The organism is Bradyrhizobium sp. WU425, assembly GCF_021052305.1.
In the GTDB taxonomy this organism is placed as follows: domain Bacteria; phylum Pseudomonadota; class Alphaproteobacteria; order Rhizobiales; family Xanthobacteraceae; genus Bradyrhizobium; species Bradyrhizobium canariense_D.
Genome location: NZ_CP088089.1, coordinates 1,396,383 through 1,412,121, shown reverse-complemented (window position 1 = coordinate 1,412,121; position 15,739 = coordinate 1,396,383). Strand labels below are relative to the sequence as shown.

Sequence of the window (15,739 nt, the reverse complement as noted above, 5' to 3'; positions counted from 1 at the left end):
GAGCCGAGAAGCTGCGGCGTACTGGATGCCCCGCCTGCCGCCTACGCTAAAGCTTCGGCGCCCCTGGACCTCAACCCCGGCGAAGCCTTGGCGTAGCCGGGTCGCGGGGCATGACGAAGGATAGAGACTACGCCCTCGGCGCGCAGCGGACGTAGACCATGTTGCCGTAGCGGGTGGCGGCGTCCTTGTCGATGAAGCGGGTGATGAGGACGCGGCCGTCGAAGGAGACGATTTCGCGGTCCTGCTCGCCGGGCGTCGGACCCGCCGGCCCAATATAATTCTTGCCGCTGGGCGAACCCTTCAGCCGCAGTTCCTGCGGTGTTGCCTGGTCCGCCAGATGCATGATCACGCCGCCGGAGGAGCCGGCGGTGATCACGTAAGGATTTTTGCATTGGGCCCGGGCGGCAGCCTCGGTGCGGGCGCGGTCGGCCGGGTTCTGGAATGAGGCGAGGCCCCAGCGCCCGACGATCTCGTCGGCGCGGATCGACGCGGGCATTTCCGGACCGGTGCCGGGCTCGGCCTCGGGGGGCGGTGAGGACGAAGAAAAGGACGGCAGGCTCATGCCGCCGCCGCAGGCACCAAGCAGCAGCGCCAGGCAAGAAGCCGCCGCCAGATTGGCGACCGTGCGCGCGTGAGCTGAACTGATCATGGCATTCCCCCGGACAAAACCATGGCCGCACCCCTTACGCAGCCAAGCGCAAAACCGCTGCCGGAGCAATGACGTCCTTTAATACGCCGGCACCCCGAACAAGTTTCCAATGTCACCATCCTATATCCGTCTCACCAATCGCTTAACCACCTTTGCTTGACAGGATCGCGGCCAAGCCATATTCCCGGGCGCACCATTAGCACTCTGAAAGATGGATTGCTAACGCGCGCCGATCGATCCTCGGGAAGGGTGGACGGAAGCGCCGCCCGCCCACTTCCTCTCCTTCCGAAGCGAGCCTCCAAAGGGAAACGTCATGACTAAATCCAAATTTCGTCCGCTGCATGACCGTGTCGTGGTCAAACGTATCGACGCCGAGTCAAAGACCAAGGGCGGCATCATCATTCCGGACACGGCCAAGGAAAAGCCGTCCCAGGGCGAAGTCGTCGCCGTCGGCCCCGGTGGCCGCGACGAGGCCGGCAAGCTGATCCCGATCGACCTCAAGGTCGGCGACCGTGTGCTGTTTGGCAAGTGGTCGGGCACCGAGGTCAAGATCGACAACGATGAGCTCCTGATCATGAAGGAGTCGGACATTATGGGCGTGATGGCCTAAGGCCAGACGCCTGAACGGCCGCTGAATGCATGCCCGGGTCACTCGATCCGGGCATGCATCATTCCGCCGGGTTCGATCGCGGACCCCGGAATGAGGCGACCCAATAAGCAAGACACATCACGAAGAAGAGGAATTGCAGACCATGGCTGCCAAAGACGTCAAGTTTTCCGGAGACGCGCGCGAACGCATGCTGCGCGGCGTCGATATTCTCGCCAACGCCGTCAAGGTGACGCTCGGCCCGAAAGGCCGCAACGTGCTCATCGAGAAGTCGTTCGGCGCGCCCCGCATCACCAAGGACGGCGTCACCGTCGCCAAGGAGATCGAGCTAGAGGACAAGTTCGAGAACATGGGCGCCCAGATGGTGCGTGAGGTCGCCTCCAAGACCAACGACCTCGCCGGCGACGGCACCACCACCGCGACCGTGCTGGCCCAGTCCATCGTCCGCGAAGGCGCCAAGTCGGTTGCCGCCGGCATGAACCCGATGGACCTCAAGCGCGGCATCGACATCGCGGTCGCGGCCGTCGTCAAGGACATCGAGAAGCGCGCCAAGCCGGTCGCCGCCTCCTCCGAGGTCGCCCAGGTCGGCACCATCTCGGCCAACGGCGATGCCGCCATCGGCAAGATGATCGCGCAGGCGATGCAGAAGGTCGGCAACGAGGGCGTCATCACCGTCGAGGAGAACAAGTCACTCGATACCGAGGTGGACATCGTCGAGGGCATGAAGTTCGACCGCGGCTATCTCAGCCCCTACTTCGTCACCAACCCCGAGAAGATGACGGCCGAGCTCGAGGACGCTTACATCCTCCTGCACGAGAAGAAGCTGTCCGGCCTGCAGGCCATGCTGCCCGTGCTGGAAGCCGTGGTGCAGTCGGGCAAGCCGCTCGTCATCATCGCCGAGGACGTCGAGGGCGAGGCGCTGGCCACCCTGGTCGTCAACCGCCTCCGTGGCGGCCTGAAGGTCGCCGCCGTCAAGGCGCCGGGCTTCGGCGACCGCCGCAAGGCCATGCTCGAGGACCTCGCGATCCTCACCGGCGGCCAGCTGATCTCCGAAGACCTCGGCATGAAGCTCGAGAGCGTGACGGTGAAGATGCTTGGGCGCGCGGGCAAGGTTGTGATCGACAAGGAGAACACCACGATCGTCAAGGGCGCCGGCAAGAAGCCCGAGATCGAGGCCCGCGTCGGCCAGATCAAGGCCCAGATCGAGGAAACCACCTCGGATTACGACCGTGAGAAGCTCCAGGAGCGCCTCGCCAAGCTCGCAGGCGGCGTCGCGGTGATCCGCGTCGGCGGTGCCACCGAGATCGAGGTCAAGGAGAAGAAGGACCGCGTCGAGGATGCGCTCAACGCCACTCGCGCCGCGGTGCAGGAAGGCATCGTCCCCGGCGGCGGCGTCGCGCTGCTCCGCGCCAAGAAGGCGGTCGGCCGTCTGACCAACGCCAATGCCGACGTCCAGGCCGGCATCAACATCGTGCTGAAGGCACTGGAAGCCCCGATCCGCCAAATCTCCGAGAACGCGGGCGTGGAAGGCTCGATCGTCGTCGGCAAGATCCTGGAGAACAGGTCCGAGACCTTCGGCTTCGACGCCCAGACCGAGGAGTATGTCGACATGGTCGAGAAGGGCATCATCGACCCCGCCAAGGTGGTGCGCACCGCACTCCAGGACGCCGCCTCGATCGCCGGCCTGCTGGTGACCACCGAGGCCATGGTCGCGGAGTCGCCGAAGAAGGAAGCCGCTTCCGGCATGCCGGCCGGTGGCGGTATGGGCGGCTTCTAAGCCGTCCGTTCCATTGCAGTGTTGCGAAGGCCGCCTCCGGGCGGCCTTCTTTTTTGCCGATCATGACCCGTGCTTTCCAATTCAACCGGCAGCCAAAACCCACTACGGTGACGCCGATTCGAATTGTTTGGGCCTGATCTCAACGGAAAACCGCTTCACACTTTCCGAGTCATGCCCCATTGCCTCAGGGATTTCGTCGATGCGCGCGCTTGTGTTTTGCTCCACGGCCGTTCTGGCGGCTCTGCTTGCAGTTTCGCCTGAGGTCGCGTCCGCCCAGATGAAGCTGGCGCCGAAGGCCACGGCGCCCGGCGGCGTCGAGACGCGCTATTTCACCTCGATCGACGGGCTGATGGACGGCAATGCCGACGTGATCCTGAAGGAGACACGCCAGGGCAAGGCCGTCACCGCAGCCGTGCTCGACGTTTGTTATCCCGTCGCGAAGAATTCCGACCGCAAGGACCGCTTCGTCGTCAATCTCCAGGTCGCGGGCCAGAACCTGACGGGTACGACGCAGAGCCTCGGCGCGAAGGCGCCGGTCACAGTCAAGCTGCTGCGCAAAGAGGCCGGAGACACGTTCGAATTCCGCGGCCAGATCAGCATTGGCCAGACCGTGACCGAGGTCACCTCGCCCGACAATTCCGATCTCAGCGAGAAGGAATTCCTCGACAACCAGACCTCCGACGACGGCATCACGCCCCAACCAAAGGATTTCACCGACGTCTCGCCGGAAGCGATCGCGGTCAAGGTCAAGCTGGATGCCGCGACCGAGTTCCTGAAGAGCCTGAAGGGCCAGGACGTCGAGGTGACGCTGGCGAGTCTCACCGTCGGCTGCGACGCGCTACGCGCGGGCGAGCAGACCATCAATATGTCGGTCGATCCGGAGCGCGCCGGCGCGCTGCTGGCGAAATTCAAGGCGACGCCCGGCGTGACCGCCGCGGGCTGGACCGCGGGCATGACCGAGATGGACCGCACCATCCGCATTCCCGCCGCCGATTGGCGCGACGGCGACAAGATCAACCGCGACAAGCTCGCGGCCGCGGTGGCTGGCGTGCTGAGCAGGACGCTCGCGGCAAAGCCGGTCTCGCAAAGCTTCAACCCGGCGACCGGCAAGCTCAAGCTGGTGTTCAAGCGGCCGAACCAGGACTTTCCCGCGCTCGAGCTCACCGACACGATCGAGGTTGCAGGTCTCGTCTCGCCGGACAAGCCCGGCACGACCGACAAGCTCATGCTCTGGATCGGGAGTCCCGCGACCACGACCACTGACGAGAGCAGCGGCGCCAAGCTCAATCTCTCGGACGAAGCGACCGCGGACGAGGAAGGCGATCAGCCCGACGACAACGGTTCGGTCGAGGCGCTCGCCAAGGAGCTGAAAGGCCAGCGCTGGGACGCCGACAAGTCTGTGTGGAAGTGATGTAGCCCGCGCATCAACTCTCGGTCATCGCCCGGCTTGACCGGGCGATCCAGATGAATCGAGAAGCCGCGGCGTACTGGATACCCCGCCTGCCGCCTGTGCTAAAGCTTCGGCGCCCCTGGACCTCAACCCCGGCGAAGCCTTGGCGTAGCCGGGTCGCGGGGAATGACAGCAGGGGCTAATTGCCGTTGACGCGAAAGCGCAGCGGCTTGGGGCCGACGAGCGTGAGCACGTCACCCTGGCGCTTCCAGGTCTCGACACTGCCCAGGGCTGCAACGAGATCGTCGTCGGCCTGGGCCCTTGCCGGCGGGCAGGAGCGGTCCTGGATCTGGCCGGGGACGAAGATCACGGTGTTGCCAGCAACCGAGAACTGGCCCTTGCCGCCCTTGCACCAGAGCTCCAGCACGACCTCGCCATTGTCGCCGATCTCGATGTTCGGAATCCGCTTCGAGCCCGGCTGCGGCAGCGCCTCCAGCGTCATCTCGGTGCCGAACGGAAAACCGTCCTCCGCGCGCGCGAGCGTGGACATCGCGAGCATTGCAACCGCCGCACACACCGTCTGGCTGAACGAAACCATGAGACCTCTCGACCGACCTGATTTGCGGCACCTTCTATAAGACGGCGGCGCCGTTGAGAAGGTTCGTCCATGCGCGGCGCAAAAATCCCCGCGAGGAGCAACCTCGCGGGGATTTGGGTTGAAGCCGGGCGTGGCCTGCTACTTCAGGACCATCGCCGTGAACGGCCAGACATAGGCCTGCAACGTCACGAACACGCCGACCAACGAGGCCAGCACGATCGAGTGCCAGAACACGAAGCGCAGGATCGTGCCCTCGTGCCCGTACCAATTCGTCGCGGTGGACGCGACCACGATCGACTGGGCGTCGATCATCTTGCCCATCACGCCGCCGGACGAGTTCGCCGCAGCCATCAGGATCGGCGATAGACCAAGCTGCTCGGAGGTGATCTTCTGAAGATTTCCGAACAGAACGTTGGAAGCGGTATCCGATCCCGTTAGCGCCACGCCCAACCAACCGAGCAGCGTGCCGAAGAAGGGATAGAGCACGCCGGTTGCAGCAAAGGCGAGGCCGAGCGTCGCGTCCACGCCGGAGAGCCGCGTCAGCGTGCCAATCGCGAGCATCGCCGAGATCGTGATCAGCGAGATCGCGCAAAGCCGGATGGTGCGCCCGTATTCCGTCAAGAGCCGGCCAGGACCGACGCCCATCAGGAAGCCTGAGATGATCGCCGCAATCAGCATGCCGGTGCCGGTGAACGAGAGATAGGTGAAGCCGAACACCGCGCTCTCTTTCGTCGGCCCCGGCGCGACCGGCGGCATCTTGTTGATCATCTGATGCAGCTCGGGAACGGGATAGTTCCAGGTGAAGATCGAGTTCGCCCAGGTCTTGAATCCACCATTGCCCCAGATCAGCATCACGATGCAGACGATGATCCACGGCAGCAGCGCGCTGAACAGCTCGCTCTGCGTCAGCGGCGTCTTGTCCATCGGTTTTGCCGCGGCCATGGTGGCGGCCGATTCATCGCGGCCGCGCAGCGCCGGCGACAGCCAGAGCTGCCTGGGCTGCCAGACCTTCAGGAACAGGATCAGCGCCCCCATCGAGATCAGCGACGCCCCGATGTCGACGATCCAGGGATTGACGTAGTTCGAGATCACGAATTGCGGGACAGCGAACGACACGCCGGTGACCAGGATCGCCGGCCAGACGTCCTTCATGCCCTTCCAGCCCGCGAACGCCCACACCACCCAGAACGGCACGATCAGCGAGAAGAACGGCAATTGCCGGCCGACCATCGCGCCGAGGATGTAGGGATCAAGCCCGGTCACCGAGGCAAGGCCCTGGATCGGCGTGCCCAGCGCCCCATAAGCGACCGGCGCGGTGTTGGCGATCAGCGACAGGCCGCTTGCTGCAAGCGGCGAGAAGCCGAGGCCGATCAGGACGGCGCCCGTGATCGCGACCGGCGTGCCGAAGCCCGAGGCGCCTTCGAAGAAGGCGCCGAACGAGAACGCGATCAGCAGCAATTGCAGCCGCCGGTCCTCGGTGACGCCGCCGACCGCGCGCTTGAGCAATTCGAAGCGCCCGGTGCTCACCGTCACCTGGTAGAGGAAGATGACGTTGAGAACGATCCAGCCGATCGGGAAGAACCCGGTGACGATGCCCAGCACCGAGGCGCGGATCGACATGTTCGCCGGCATGGTGAAGACGAAGATCGTGATCAAATTGGCCACGATCACGGCGATGACCGCCGCGATATGAGCCTGGACCCGTCCGCTCGCGATCAGGACCAGCAATGTGACGACAGGGACTGCCGCGGCGATCGTCGACAGCACGGGGCTGTGCAACGGGTCATAAACTTGATTCCACATGATCTTCCTCCCCCACGCATGTGTGCTGCAGGCGGCCCGCGTGGACAGCCGATCCTGCTTGACGCTGAAGCGATAACCCCCGAGCCGGACGCGAATTCCTCGCGAATGCAGCGGTTCCCGTCCGCTCACAAGCTCGCGAAATCCCGAAGGCCCCCACCCCGCGCCGTCGAGCCCCATGCTAGGGTTGCAAGCTGCGACAAGCCAACGCAAATTGCAGGACTTGCGACTTTAGTCTAAGCGCGCCGATTTCCGCCGTCGTCCCAAGTCTTTGGCCCGGGCAGTTGTGCACATCCCCTCAGGAGACTCAGCTCTGTGAAGAACATCAGCGCCACGCTCGCGATCGTCTGGCGAATCGCCGCCCCGTATTTCCGGTCGGAGGACAAATGGGCCGGCCGCGGCCTGCTTGCCGCAGTCATCGCGATGGAGCTGGCGCTGGTCGCGATCGACGTCCTGGTCAATCAATGGCAGAACCGGTTCTACAGCTCACTGCAGGCAAGTGACTGGGATAGCTTCGTCAGGGAGATCTGGATCTTCATCGGCCTCGCCTCCGCCTTCATCGCGCTGGCGGTCTACAAGCTGTACTTGAACCAGTGGCTCCAGATCCGCTGGCGGCAATGGCTGACCCGGCACTATTTGGGCGAATGGCTGCAGGGCGCTACCCACTACCGCATGCAGCTCAAGGGCGATGCGGCCGACAACCCGGACCAGCGCATCACCGAGGACGTCAAGAACTTCGTCGAGCAGACCCTGACCATCGGGCTCGGCCTGCTCTCATCGATCGTGACGCTGTTCTCCTTCGTGATCATCCTCTGGGGGCTTTCCAACGCCGCGCCGTTGCACCTGTTCGGCGCCGATCTCATGATCCCCGGCTATCTGTGCTGGGGCGCGCTGGTCTACGCGATCTTCGGCACCGCGCTGACGCACTGGATCGGTGCCCCGCTGGTCAATCTCAATTTCGAGCAGCAGCGCTTCGAGGCCGACTTCCGCTTCAACCTCGTCCGCGTCCGCGAGAATTCCGAGCAGATCGCGCTGCTCAAGGGCGAAGGCGCCGAGCGCGGCCGGCTGCTGGACCGCTTCGGCTTCGTGATCGGCAATTGGTACGCCATCATGAGCCGCACCAAGCGCCTCACCGCGTTCAGCGCGAGCTACCAGCAGGCTGCCGTGATCTTTCCCTATGTGCTGGTGGCGCCGGCCTTCTTCGCCAAGAAGATCCAGCTTGGCGACATGATGCAGACCGCCTCCGCCTTCTCGAGCGTACAGGGCGCATTGTCGTTCTTCGTCACGGCGTACCGATCGCTGGCGGAATGGCGCTCGATCGTCGCCCGCCTCGACGGCTTCGAGATGTCGGTCGATGCGGCCGCGCACCTGCCGCCGCACGAGCCTGCGATCGCCCTCAAGGCCGCCGGCGGCAATCGCAATATCACCCTCGAACAGCTCTGCGTGAACCTGCCGAGCGGCACGCCGCTGGTCGCCACCGACGCCTTCTCCGTCCAGATGCCGGAGCGCGTGCTGGTGACCGGACCGTCGGGCTCCGGCAAGTCGACGCTGTTCCGCGCCATCGCCGGCATCTGGCCGTTCGGCACCGGGACCATCTTCGTCCCGGAAAAAGCGAAGCTGATGATGCTGCCCCAGCGCCCCTATTTCCCGGTCGGCGTGTTGCGCGACGCGGTGGTCTATCCGGCCGCGCCGGGCGCATTCGAAACTGCACGCGTCAGGGACGCGCTGATCGCGGTCGGCCTGCCCGACCTCGCCGAGCGGCTTGAGGAGGACGGTCATTGGAACCGGATGCTGTCGCTGGGCGAGCAGCAGCGCCTCGGGCTCGCCCGCGCGCTGCTGCACGCGCCGGACTATCTGTTCCTGGACGAGGCCACGGCCTCGCTGGACGAGCCGTCCGAGGCCCGCCTGTACCGGCTGCTGGCGGAGAAGCTGCCACAGGCCACCCTCGTCTCGATCGGCCACCGGTCGACGCTGGAAGCCTTCCATACCCGCAAGGTGACGATGGTGAAGCACGGCGCGATCCACGTCCTCGGTGACGGTGGTGTGCCGGTCGAGAAGGAGCCGAGCGCGGCACGCTGAGACGGCCCGACGAAGCCCTGAGGCTATGGCCGTTCGTTGCGGCCATTCTTCGAGACGCCCGCCTTTGGCGGGCCTTCAGGATGAGGTCTGTCCTCGCGGTGAGATCTGTGACCCCCTCATGGTGAGGAGCCCGCCGGAGGCTTGCGTCTCGAACCATGCGGGCCCCTGGCCTACGCCCCAAAGCCCCAAAGCAAAAGGGCGGCAGGTTGCCCTGCCGCCCTCATCAAGTCGCTTCGGGAAGAAGCTTACTTCAGGTTGCTCATGGCCGTCAGGTCGAACGACAGCTTGGCAATGCCGGCCGCGCCGCACCAGTTGGAGCCAGCGCCGCCCGGATTGATCGCGGTGACGTTGGTGGTGCCGGTGGCGTTGAAGGCGCTGGTGAAGGCGTTGCAATCACCCTTGTTCAGGTCGGTGTCGGAGTAACGCAGGTCCAGCGTGAACACTTTGTAGGTGAAGCCGATGCCGATGTTCCAGGTGTTGTAGTCCTTGTAGGGGATACCGTTGGCGAAAACGGTGCCGACGCCGGTGCCGTAGAAGGCGTCCGAAGTACCAAACCACTGCCGGCCGAACTCACCCGAGACGTACATGCCCATGCCGGAAGCACCGAAGGCCGTGCTGGGCGCCGTGTACTTGGCGGTCAACGAAGCGTAGTTGCCCCAGGCACCCGAGTTCAGGAAGTTCGGCGAGTAGTACTCGGTCGCGCCGACCGTGAAGCTGTCGTTGATGGTGTAGTTCACCTTGCCGTAGACTTCGACGAAGCTGACGTCCTTCTTCATGACGTTGCCGTCGGCGAGGAAGATAGTGGTCGTGCTGACGCCGCAGACGTTGCCGCCCGGAATGCCGCCGGTGAGCACGTTGTCGGCGCAGCTGCCGCCCGGATACAGGTAGCCCCAGACACCGATATCGAAGGCGAAGGCGCCGAAGGTCGGGCGGATACCGCCGTAGATGTCGACTTCAGCAGCAGCGCGATTGGCGAAGGAGATGCTCTCGGCGGACACGCCGACGTAGAGCTGGAGGTCCTTGTTGACGTTGTAGCGCGGCTCGAAATAGGCCGCGACCGACGGCTTGTGGTTCGACTGCGTGACGCCGCGGAAGATGTAGTCGCTCATGATGGCGCCGCCGAAGGCGATATCCCAGGGATCAAACGCGACCACCGGCGGGGCCTTCAGTGCCTTCACTCGCATGTCTGCCGCGAAAGCCGAGCCCGTCACCATTGCCAGCGCCGTTGCCAACAAAGCCACTTTTTTCATTTCGATCCCCATCACCAGTTCTAAGACCCCAGCCGGATCCCGGAAGCCCCCGGAACGCTCGACCTGATTGCAAATTTCGTAACTGCGGCAATCTGGATGGGGTGAGGCAAACCGTGAAGCAAAAAACGCGGGCATCTGCCGACTTTTTGGGCGTTCTGACGATTCCACGAAAGGTTGTCAGCCCGTGTGTCTTCTCGATCACATTATTTGCATTCCAAAGTGCACTGGGAGGCCCGCGTTAGTACGGGTCCGGCGGTACCGTGCTGCCCGTGCCACGAATCAGGCTGCTTCCCGACGAGATCATCCCCGCGCGCCGACGCGCCGATGCAAAAAGGCCGCAGCATCGCCGGCTGCGGCCTTCCTGTTGCCGATCATGGTCGTCGGATTGGATCCAGCCTTTGGCCTGACCTTGGGCCTAACCTTGTCCTTCGGCCGGTGTCGTGTCCGCAGAAGACGAAGGCATCGCCCAGCTTGTCTCGGCGGCAGGCTCGGGAGCCGGAGCTGCCGGCGTTGACGGCTTCGGAGCTGCCTTCGCCTTCTTCGGCGCCGCTTTCTTCGCAGCCTTCTTGGCGGCCTTCTTAGGCGCAGCCTTCTTAGCGGCCTTCTTTGGCGCGGCCTTCTTCGCAGATTTCTTTGGAGCCTTCTTGGCAGACTTCTTCGCGGATTTCTTCGCGGACTTCTTGGCTGCCTTCTTTGAGGTCTTCTTCGCCGCTACTGCCTTCTTGGCCTTTTTGGCCTTCTTGCTTTTTTTCTTCTTCGCTTTCGCCATCGTGATCCTCCTGTTGCCGCCGAACAATGGTCGATCGGGTGTCTTCAGCCGTTATCTCCGGACGAAAGCTCAGCCTTCGAAAGCTTAGTCTTCGAAAGCTCAGTCTTGCGCGTTCAATGCCGGCTGCGACCCGCCCGTAGCCCAATCGAGAAGCTCAATCGTGTGTACGACCGGAACTGACGTGCCACTGGCAATCTGCACCATGCAGCCGATATTGCCTGCGGCAATCATGTCCGGCTTGACGCTCGCGATGTTGGCGACCTTGCGATCGCGCAACCGGCCCGCAAGCTCGGGCTGGAGAATGTTGTAAGTCCCCGCCGAACCGCAACACAAATGGCTCTCCGGCACATCTTTCACCACGAATCCGTTATTGGAAAGCAATTCTTTCGGAAGGCCCGTGATTTTCTGCCCGTGCTGCAACGAACACGCAGAGTGATAAGCGACGACGATGTTGTCCTGTCGCGTCGTGGCCGCGAGTCCAAGGCCGGCGACGTATTCAGTGATGTCCTTGGCGAGCGCAGAGACCTTCGCCGCATCGGCGGCAAACGCAGCGTCTTCGCGCAGAAGATAGCCGTAGTCCTTGATCACGGTGCCGCAGCCTGACGCCGTCACCAGGATGGCGTCGAGCCCCTCGCCGGCCGCTTCCGCGCGCCACGCCGCGACATTGGCGCGAGCCCGTGCCAATGCGTCCTGATCGTCGCCGAGGTGATGGGTCAGGGCGCCGCAGCACTGCTCGTCCCTGACAAGGACGACCTCGATGCCGTGGCGCGTGAGGAGACTGATGGCGGCCTGGTTGATTCGCGGCGCCAGCACCTGCTGGGCGCAGCCCTGGAGCAGCGCGACCCGGCCGCGCTTCTTGCCGAGTGCCGCGAACACACTGCCGGCGGCGGGCCCGGGCGGCGGCAGCCGGTCCGGCGCCAGCGCCAGCATCGCCTTGAGGCGCAGAACCAGGCCGGGCGTCGCCGACGGCCGCGGCGTCGGCAGGAACGCGGCCAGCGGGCGGGCCAGCCGCGCCAGCCACATGCTGGCGCGGAAACGCTGCGGGTGCGGCAGGACGAAGGCCAGCACTCGGCGCAGCAGCCGCTCGGCGAGCGGCCGCTCGTAACGCTGCTCGATCCTGACCCGGGCCTGATCGACCAGATGCATGTAATTCACGCCCGAGGGGCAGGTCGTCATGCAGGCCAGGCACGACAGGCAGCGGTCGACATGTTTGACCACTTCGGCCGTCGGCGTCTGGTCCTTCTCCAGCATCTCCTTGATCAGATAGATGCGGCCGCGCGGGCTATCGAGCTCGTCGCCAAGCAGCACATAGGTCGGACAGGTTGCGGTGCAGAAGCCGCAATGGACGCAGGCGCGCAGGATCTTGTCGGCTTCCGCGATGTCGGGATCGGCGAGCTGCGCGAGTGAGAATTCGGTCTTCATGCGGCAGTGCCTCGCGTCAGCCGCCCCCGGTTGAGGATGATCTTCGGATCGAAACTGGCGCGGACCCGCTCGCTCAAGGCGGCAAGGCCAGGGGCTTGCGGGTGGAATACATCGATCGCGCGCCTGATGTCCTCGGCCGCCCGGATCAGCGTGGCGTGCCCGCCGGCGGCATTCGTACGTTCGCGCACGGCCCGAGCATGCGCGTCCGGCTTCGGTGGCACCGCCGCCCAGATCAGTCCACCACCCCAATCGTAGATCACGTCGCCACCGGTCTCGCGCGCCAGCAGGGTCCCGAGCGCCGCGCCCGACGCCGGCGGGCAGACGATCCGCCAGACCGGCCAGGCCCCCAGCGCGCCACTGGCCGCGAACGGCAGGACGTCGCGGATCGTGGTCCACAGCGCCGCTGACGCCGTGTCCTCGACGAGAATTGCGGTTCCGAACGGCGCCAGCAATTCGCGCAGCGAGCCGGCACGGTGGGCGGCCGAGACGGTAATGCCCTCGAGCCGCAGCGCGGTCAGCGCCTCGCCCTGGCCTGCGATATCGCCGAGACCTTCGATCTCGGTCCGGAACGCCGATGTCGGCAGATGCGCGGCCCCGGAGACATCGAAAGGCGAGCCGAGCGCCGCCGTCATTGCCTTGTTGGCGGCGGCATCGTCGAGCCCGCGCAGCAACAGCGTCCGCTCGGCCTCCGGCTTGGGCATCACTTTCAGCGTGACCTCGGTCATGACCGACAGCGTGCCCCAGGAACCGGCGAGAAGCTTGCAGAGGTCGTAGCCGGTGACGTTCTTCACCACCTTGCCGCCGGTCTTGAAGCTGTCGCCGAAACCGGAGACGGCATGCGCCCCGAGCAGATGGTCGCGCGCGCCGCCCGCCTTGATCCGGCGCGGACCGGCCAGGCCAGCCGCGATCATGCCGCCGATGGTGCCGAGCGCGGGCGTGCCGAGCAGCGGCGCGGTGTTCATCGGCTCGAAGGCGAATTGCTGGTTCTTGGCATCGATCAGCGACAGCACGTCGGCCAGCGGCGCCCCGGCCTGGAGCGTGACAATGAGTTCGTTGGGCTCGTAGGCGGTGATGGCATTCAGCGCGGAGACGTCGAGCACGGCGTTGGTCGCCATCGCGTGGCCGATGCCGCGCTTGGAGCCATGGCCGATGATCTCGAGCGGCTGCTCATTGGCAATCGCCGCGCGCACCACCTCTTCGACGTCTTTGGCGTCTCGTACCTTGAGCGTATCCACGGGCAAAGGCGGTAGCGAAATTCGCCGCCAAAATCAAATGCAGCGTGACGACAGCGGCCATTGCCGCGCGATCCGGCTCGACCTCGGAGCCACGGCCAACATTCGATCCTCATCGAAGCATTCACGACATCGACACTTCGATCACCGGCGAACCAAAGCCGACAGCCGATCGCTACAAATCTGCACCGAGAGACCAACCGATGGAGACGACATCATGAACCACTATGCCACGCAGAAATCGCTCAGCGACGCCGTCGACGGCGGCGGCCTGCTCGTCGTCGCGCAATGGGAAGCGAAGCCGGGCGAGGCCGACAAGATCGCCGCGATCCTCGACCGCTTCCTGCCGGAGGCCCAGCGCGAGGACGGCGTCAAGCTGTTCTTGATCTCGCGCGCAAAGGACAATCCGGCCCAGTTCCTGTTCTACGAACTGTTCCGCGACGAGGCGGCATTCAAGGCGCACCAGGAGAGCGCGCATTTCAAGACCTGGATCGCTGGCGAAGCCCTACCGCTGCTGGCGAAGCGCGAGCGGGCGCAATACGGACTGCTGTAGGCATTGCCGAGGAAAGAGGCGTGCATCGCAAGCCCTTCCATCGGCGCAAGCGCCTAGAACCGGGGGATGTCCGGGAATGCCAGCTTCCCGGCATGGACGTGCATGCGGCCGAGCTCAGCGCAGCGGTGCAGGGTCGGAAACACCTTTCCGGGATTGAGCAGGCCCTGCGCGTCGAAGGCGCATTTCAGACGCTGCTGCTGGTTGAGGTCGATCTCGCTGAACATTTCCGGCATCAGATCGCGCTTCTCGATGCCGACGCCGTGCTCGCCGGTGAGCACGCCGCCGAACTCGACGCAGGCGCGCAGGATGTCGGCGCCGAAGGCTTCGGCGCGCTCGATCTCGCCGGGCTTGTTGGCGTCATAGAGGATCAGCGGATGCAGATTGCCGTCGCCGGCATGGAACACGTTGGCGCAACCGAGCTGGTACTTTTCCGAGAGCTCGCGGATGCGCGCCAGCGCCTTCGGCAGCGCACCGCGCGGGATGGTGCCGTCCATGCAGAGATAGTCCGGGGAGATGCGGCCGACGGCGGGGAAGGCGGCTTTCCGGCCGGCCCAGAACAGATTGCGCTCGGCTTCCGAGGTCGAGATCTGGCAGGTGGTCGAGCCGCAAGCGTTCGCAATCGTCTCGACCCGCGTGATCAGCTCGTCGACCTCGATCTTGGGACCGTCGAGCTCGATAATAAGGAGGGCCTCGACATTGAGCGGATAGCCGGCATGGACGAAGGCCTCCGCGGCGTGGATCGCGGGCTTGTCCATCATCTCCATGCCGCCGGGAATGATGCCGGCGCCGATGATGCGCGCCACGCATTCGCCGGCCGCCTCGACTTGCGCGAAGCCGACCATCAGCGCGCGCGCCGTCTCCGGCTTTTGCAGGATGCGCACCGTGATCTCGGTGATGACGCCGAGCAGGCCTTCCGAGCCGGTGATGACGCCCATCAAATCGTAGCCGGAGTTCTCCGCCGATTTACCGCCGATGCGCAGGATCTCGCCGCTCATCAGCACGATCTCGCAGCCGAGCACGTTGTTGGTGGTCATGCCGTATTTCAGGCAGTGCACGCCGCCCGAATTCTCCGCGACATTGCCGCCGATCGAGCAGGCGATCTGCGAGGACGGATCCGGCGCGTAGTAGAACCCAGCATGGGCGACGGCCTGGCTGATCGCGAGGTTGGTGACGCCGGGTTCGGTGACGACGGCGCGGTTGTCGAAATCGATCTCGCGGATGCGCTTGAACTTGCCGAGGCCCAGAAGCACGCCGTCTTCCAGCGGCAGCGCGCCGCCGGACAGCGAGGTGCCGGAGCCGCGGGGCACCACCTTGATGCCCTGCCCTGCACAATATTTCAGGACCAGCGAAACCTGCTCGGTCGTGTCGGGCAGCACAACGACCATCGGCGGCTGCCGATAGGCCGTCAACCCATCGGATTCATAGGCCCGCATCTCGGCGGCGCTGTCGATCACGCCTTCGCCCGGCACGATTGCGCGCAATGCAGCCACGATCTCGGCGCGGCGCGCGAGCACGGCCTGGTCGCTCGCGGGCATCATGATGGCCATAACATTTCCTTCATGGCATATCCTTCCGGCCAAGGCCGCATGATCGATTTGTCGCGGTAAATCAAC

13 protein-coding genes are annotated in these 15,739 nt (G+C 64.7%); 5 read left to right on the top strand and 8 right to left on the bottom strand.

Features of this window, described 5'->3' with window-relative positions; translation table 11 throughout:
- Positions 1–127 precede the first annotated feature (127 nt).
- On the bottom strand, positions 128–649 hold the full coding sequence (locus BcanWU425_RS06720) for a hypothetical protein (protein WP_007596953.1): 522 nt from the start codon (positions 647–649) through the stop codon (positions 128–130).
- A gap of 313 nt (positions 650–962) precedes the next feature.
- Between BcanWU425_RS06720 and BcanWU425_RS06715 the strand changes: the two genes are divergently transcribed.
- The 3 genes from BcanWU425_RS06715 (at position 963) to BcanWU425_RS06705 (ending at position 4,444) form a co-directional block, all read left to right on the top strand.
- Positions 963–1,259 (top strand): co-chaperone GroES, encoded by a 297-nt coding sequence (locus BcanWU425_RS06715; RefSeq protein WP_007596954.1) that lies wholly within the window; start codon positions 963–965, stop codon positions 1,257–1,259.
- Between the two features lie 142 nt (positions 1,260–1,401).
- Positions 1,402–3,033: a chaperonin GroEL gene (groL, locus tag BcanWU425_RS06710; protein WP_085350111.1), complete on the top strand. Its 1,632-nt coding sequence runs from the start codon at positions 1,402–1,404 to the stop codon at positions 3,031–3,033.
- Between the two features lie 199 nt (positions 3,034–3,232).
- On the top strand, positions 3,233–4,444 hold the full coding sequence (locus BcanWU425_RS06705; RefSeq protein WP_204512402.1) for a hypothetical protein: 1,212 nt from the start codon (positions 3,233–3,235) through the stop codon (positions 4,442–4,444).
- Positions 4,445–4,622: 178 nt separating this feature from the next.
- Here the strand turns inward: BcanWU425_RS06705 and BcanWU425_RS06700 are convergent, their stop codons facing one another.
- Both BcanWU425_RS06700 and BcanWU425_RS06695 read right to left on the bottom strand, forming a co-directional pair.
- Entirely contained in the window at positions 4,623–5,021 is a 399-nt protein-coding gene (locus BcanWU425_RS06700; protein ID WP_204512403.1) for an META domain-containing protein, read from the bottom strand.
- A gap of 138 nt (positions 5,022–5,159) precedes the next feature.
- Positions 5,160–6,824 carry an L-lactate permease gene (locus BcanWU425_RS06695; protein WP_026232530.1) on the bottom strand — a complete coding sequence of 555 codons (1,665 nt, stop codon included), beginning with the start codon at positions 6,822–6,824 and terminating at the stop codon, positions 5,160–5,162.
- Between the two features lie 312 nt (positions 6,825–7,136).
- Here BcanWU425_RS06695 and BcanWU425_RS06690 point away from each other — a divergent pair, with 312 nt between their 5' ends.
- The gene (locus BcanWU425_RS06690; protein WP_204512404.1) at positions 7,137–8,900 is read left to right on the top strand and encodes an ABC transporter ATP-binding protein/permease; all 1,764 of its coding nucleotides are present in this window, start codon (positions 7,137–7,139) and stop codon (positions 8,898–8,900) included.
- A gap of 245 nt (positions 8,901–9,145) precedes the next feature.
- Here BcanWU425_RS06690 and BcanWU425_RS06685 read toward each other — a convergent pair whose 3' ends face one another.
- The 4 genes from BcanWU425_RS06685 to BcanWU425_RS06670 form a co-directional block, all read right to left on the bottom strand.
- The gene (locus BcanWU425_RS06685; protein WP_026232529.1) at positions 9,146–10,150 is read right to left on the bottom strand and encodes a TorF family putative porin; all 1,005 of its coding nucleotides are present in this window, start codon (positions 10,148–10,150) and stop codon (positions 9,146–9,148) included.
- Between the two features lie 415 nt (positions 10,151–10,565).
- Positions 10,566–10,919 (bottom strand): histone, encoded by a 354-nt coding sequence (locus tag BcanWU425_RS06680; protein WP_083926345.1) that lies wholly within the window; start codon positions 10,917–10,919, stop codon positions 10,566–10,568.
- A gap of 99 nt (positions 10,920–11,018) precedes the next feature.
- Positions 11,019–12,341: a glycolate oxidase subunit GlcF gene (gene glcF / locus BcanWU425_RS06675; RefSeq protein ID WP_018453426.1), complete on the bottom strand. Its 1,323-nt coding sequence runs from the start codon at positions 12,339–12,341 to the stop codon at positions 11,019–11,021.
- Positions 12,338–13,576, bottom strand: coding sequence for an FAD-binding protein (locus BcanWU425_RS06670; RefSeq protein WP_204512405.1), 1,239 nt, complete (start codon positions 13,574–13,576; stop codon positions 12,338–12,340). Before BcanWU425_RS06670 ends, glcF begins: the two co-directional genes overlap by 4 nt.
- 214 nt (positions 13,577–13,790) lie before the next feature.
- Here BcanWU425_RS06670 and BcanWU425_RS06665 point away from each other — a divergent pair, with 214 nt between their 5' ends.
- Positions 13,791–14,126 (top strand): putative quinol monooxygenase, encoded by a 336-nt coding sequence (locus BcanWU425_RS06665; protein ID WP_026232528.1) that lies wholly within the window; start codon positions 13,791–13,793, stop codon positions 14,124–14,126.
- Between the two features lie 53 nt (positions 14,127–14,179).
- On the opposite strand, the gene BcanWU425_RS06660 is transcribed toward BcanWU425_RS06665, so the two are convergent.
- Positions 14,180–15,673, bottom strand: a complete 1,494-nt coding sequence (locus BcanWU425_RS06660) for an FAD-linked oxidase C-terminal domain-containing protein (protein ID WP_204512406.1) — start codon at positions 15,671–15,673, stop codon at positions 14,180–14,182.
- Between the last annotated feature and the right edge of the window lie 66 nt (positions 15,674–15,739).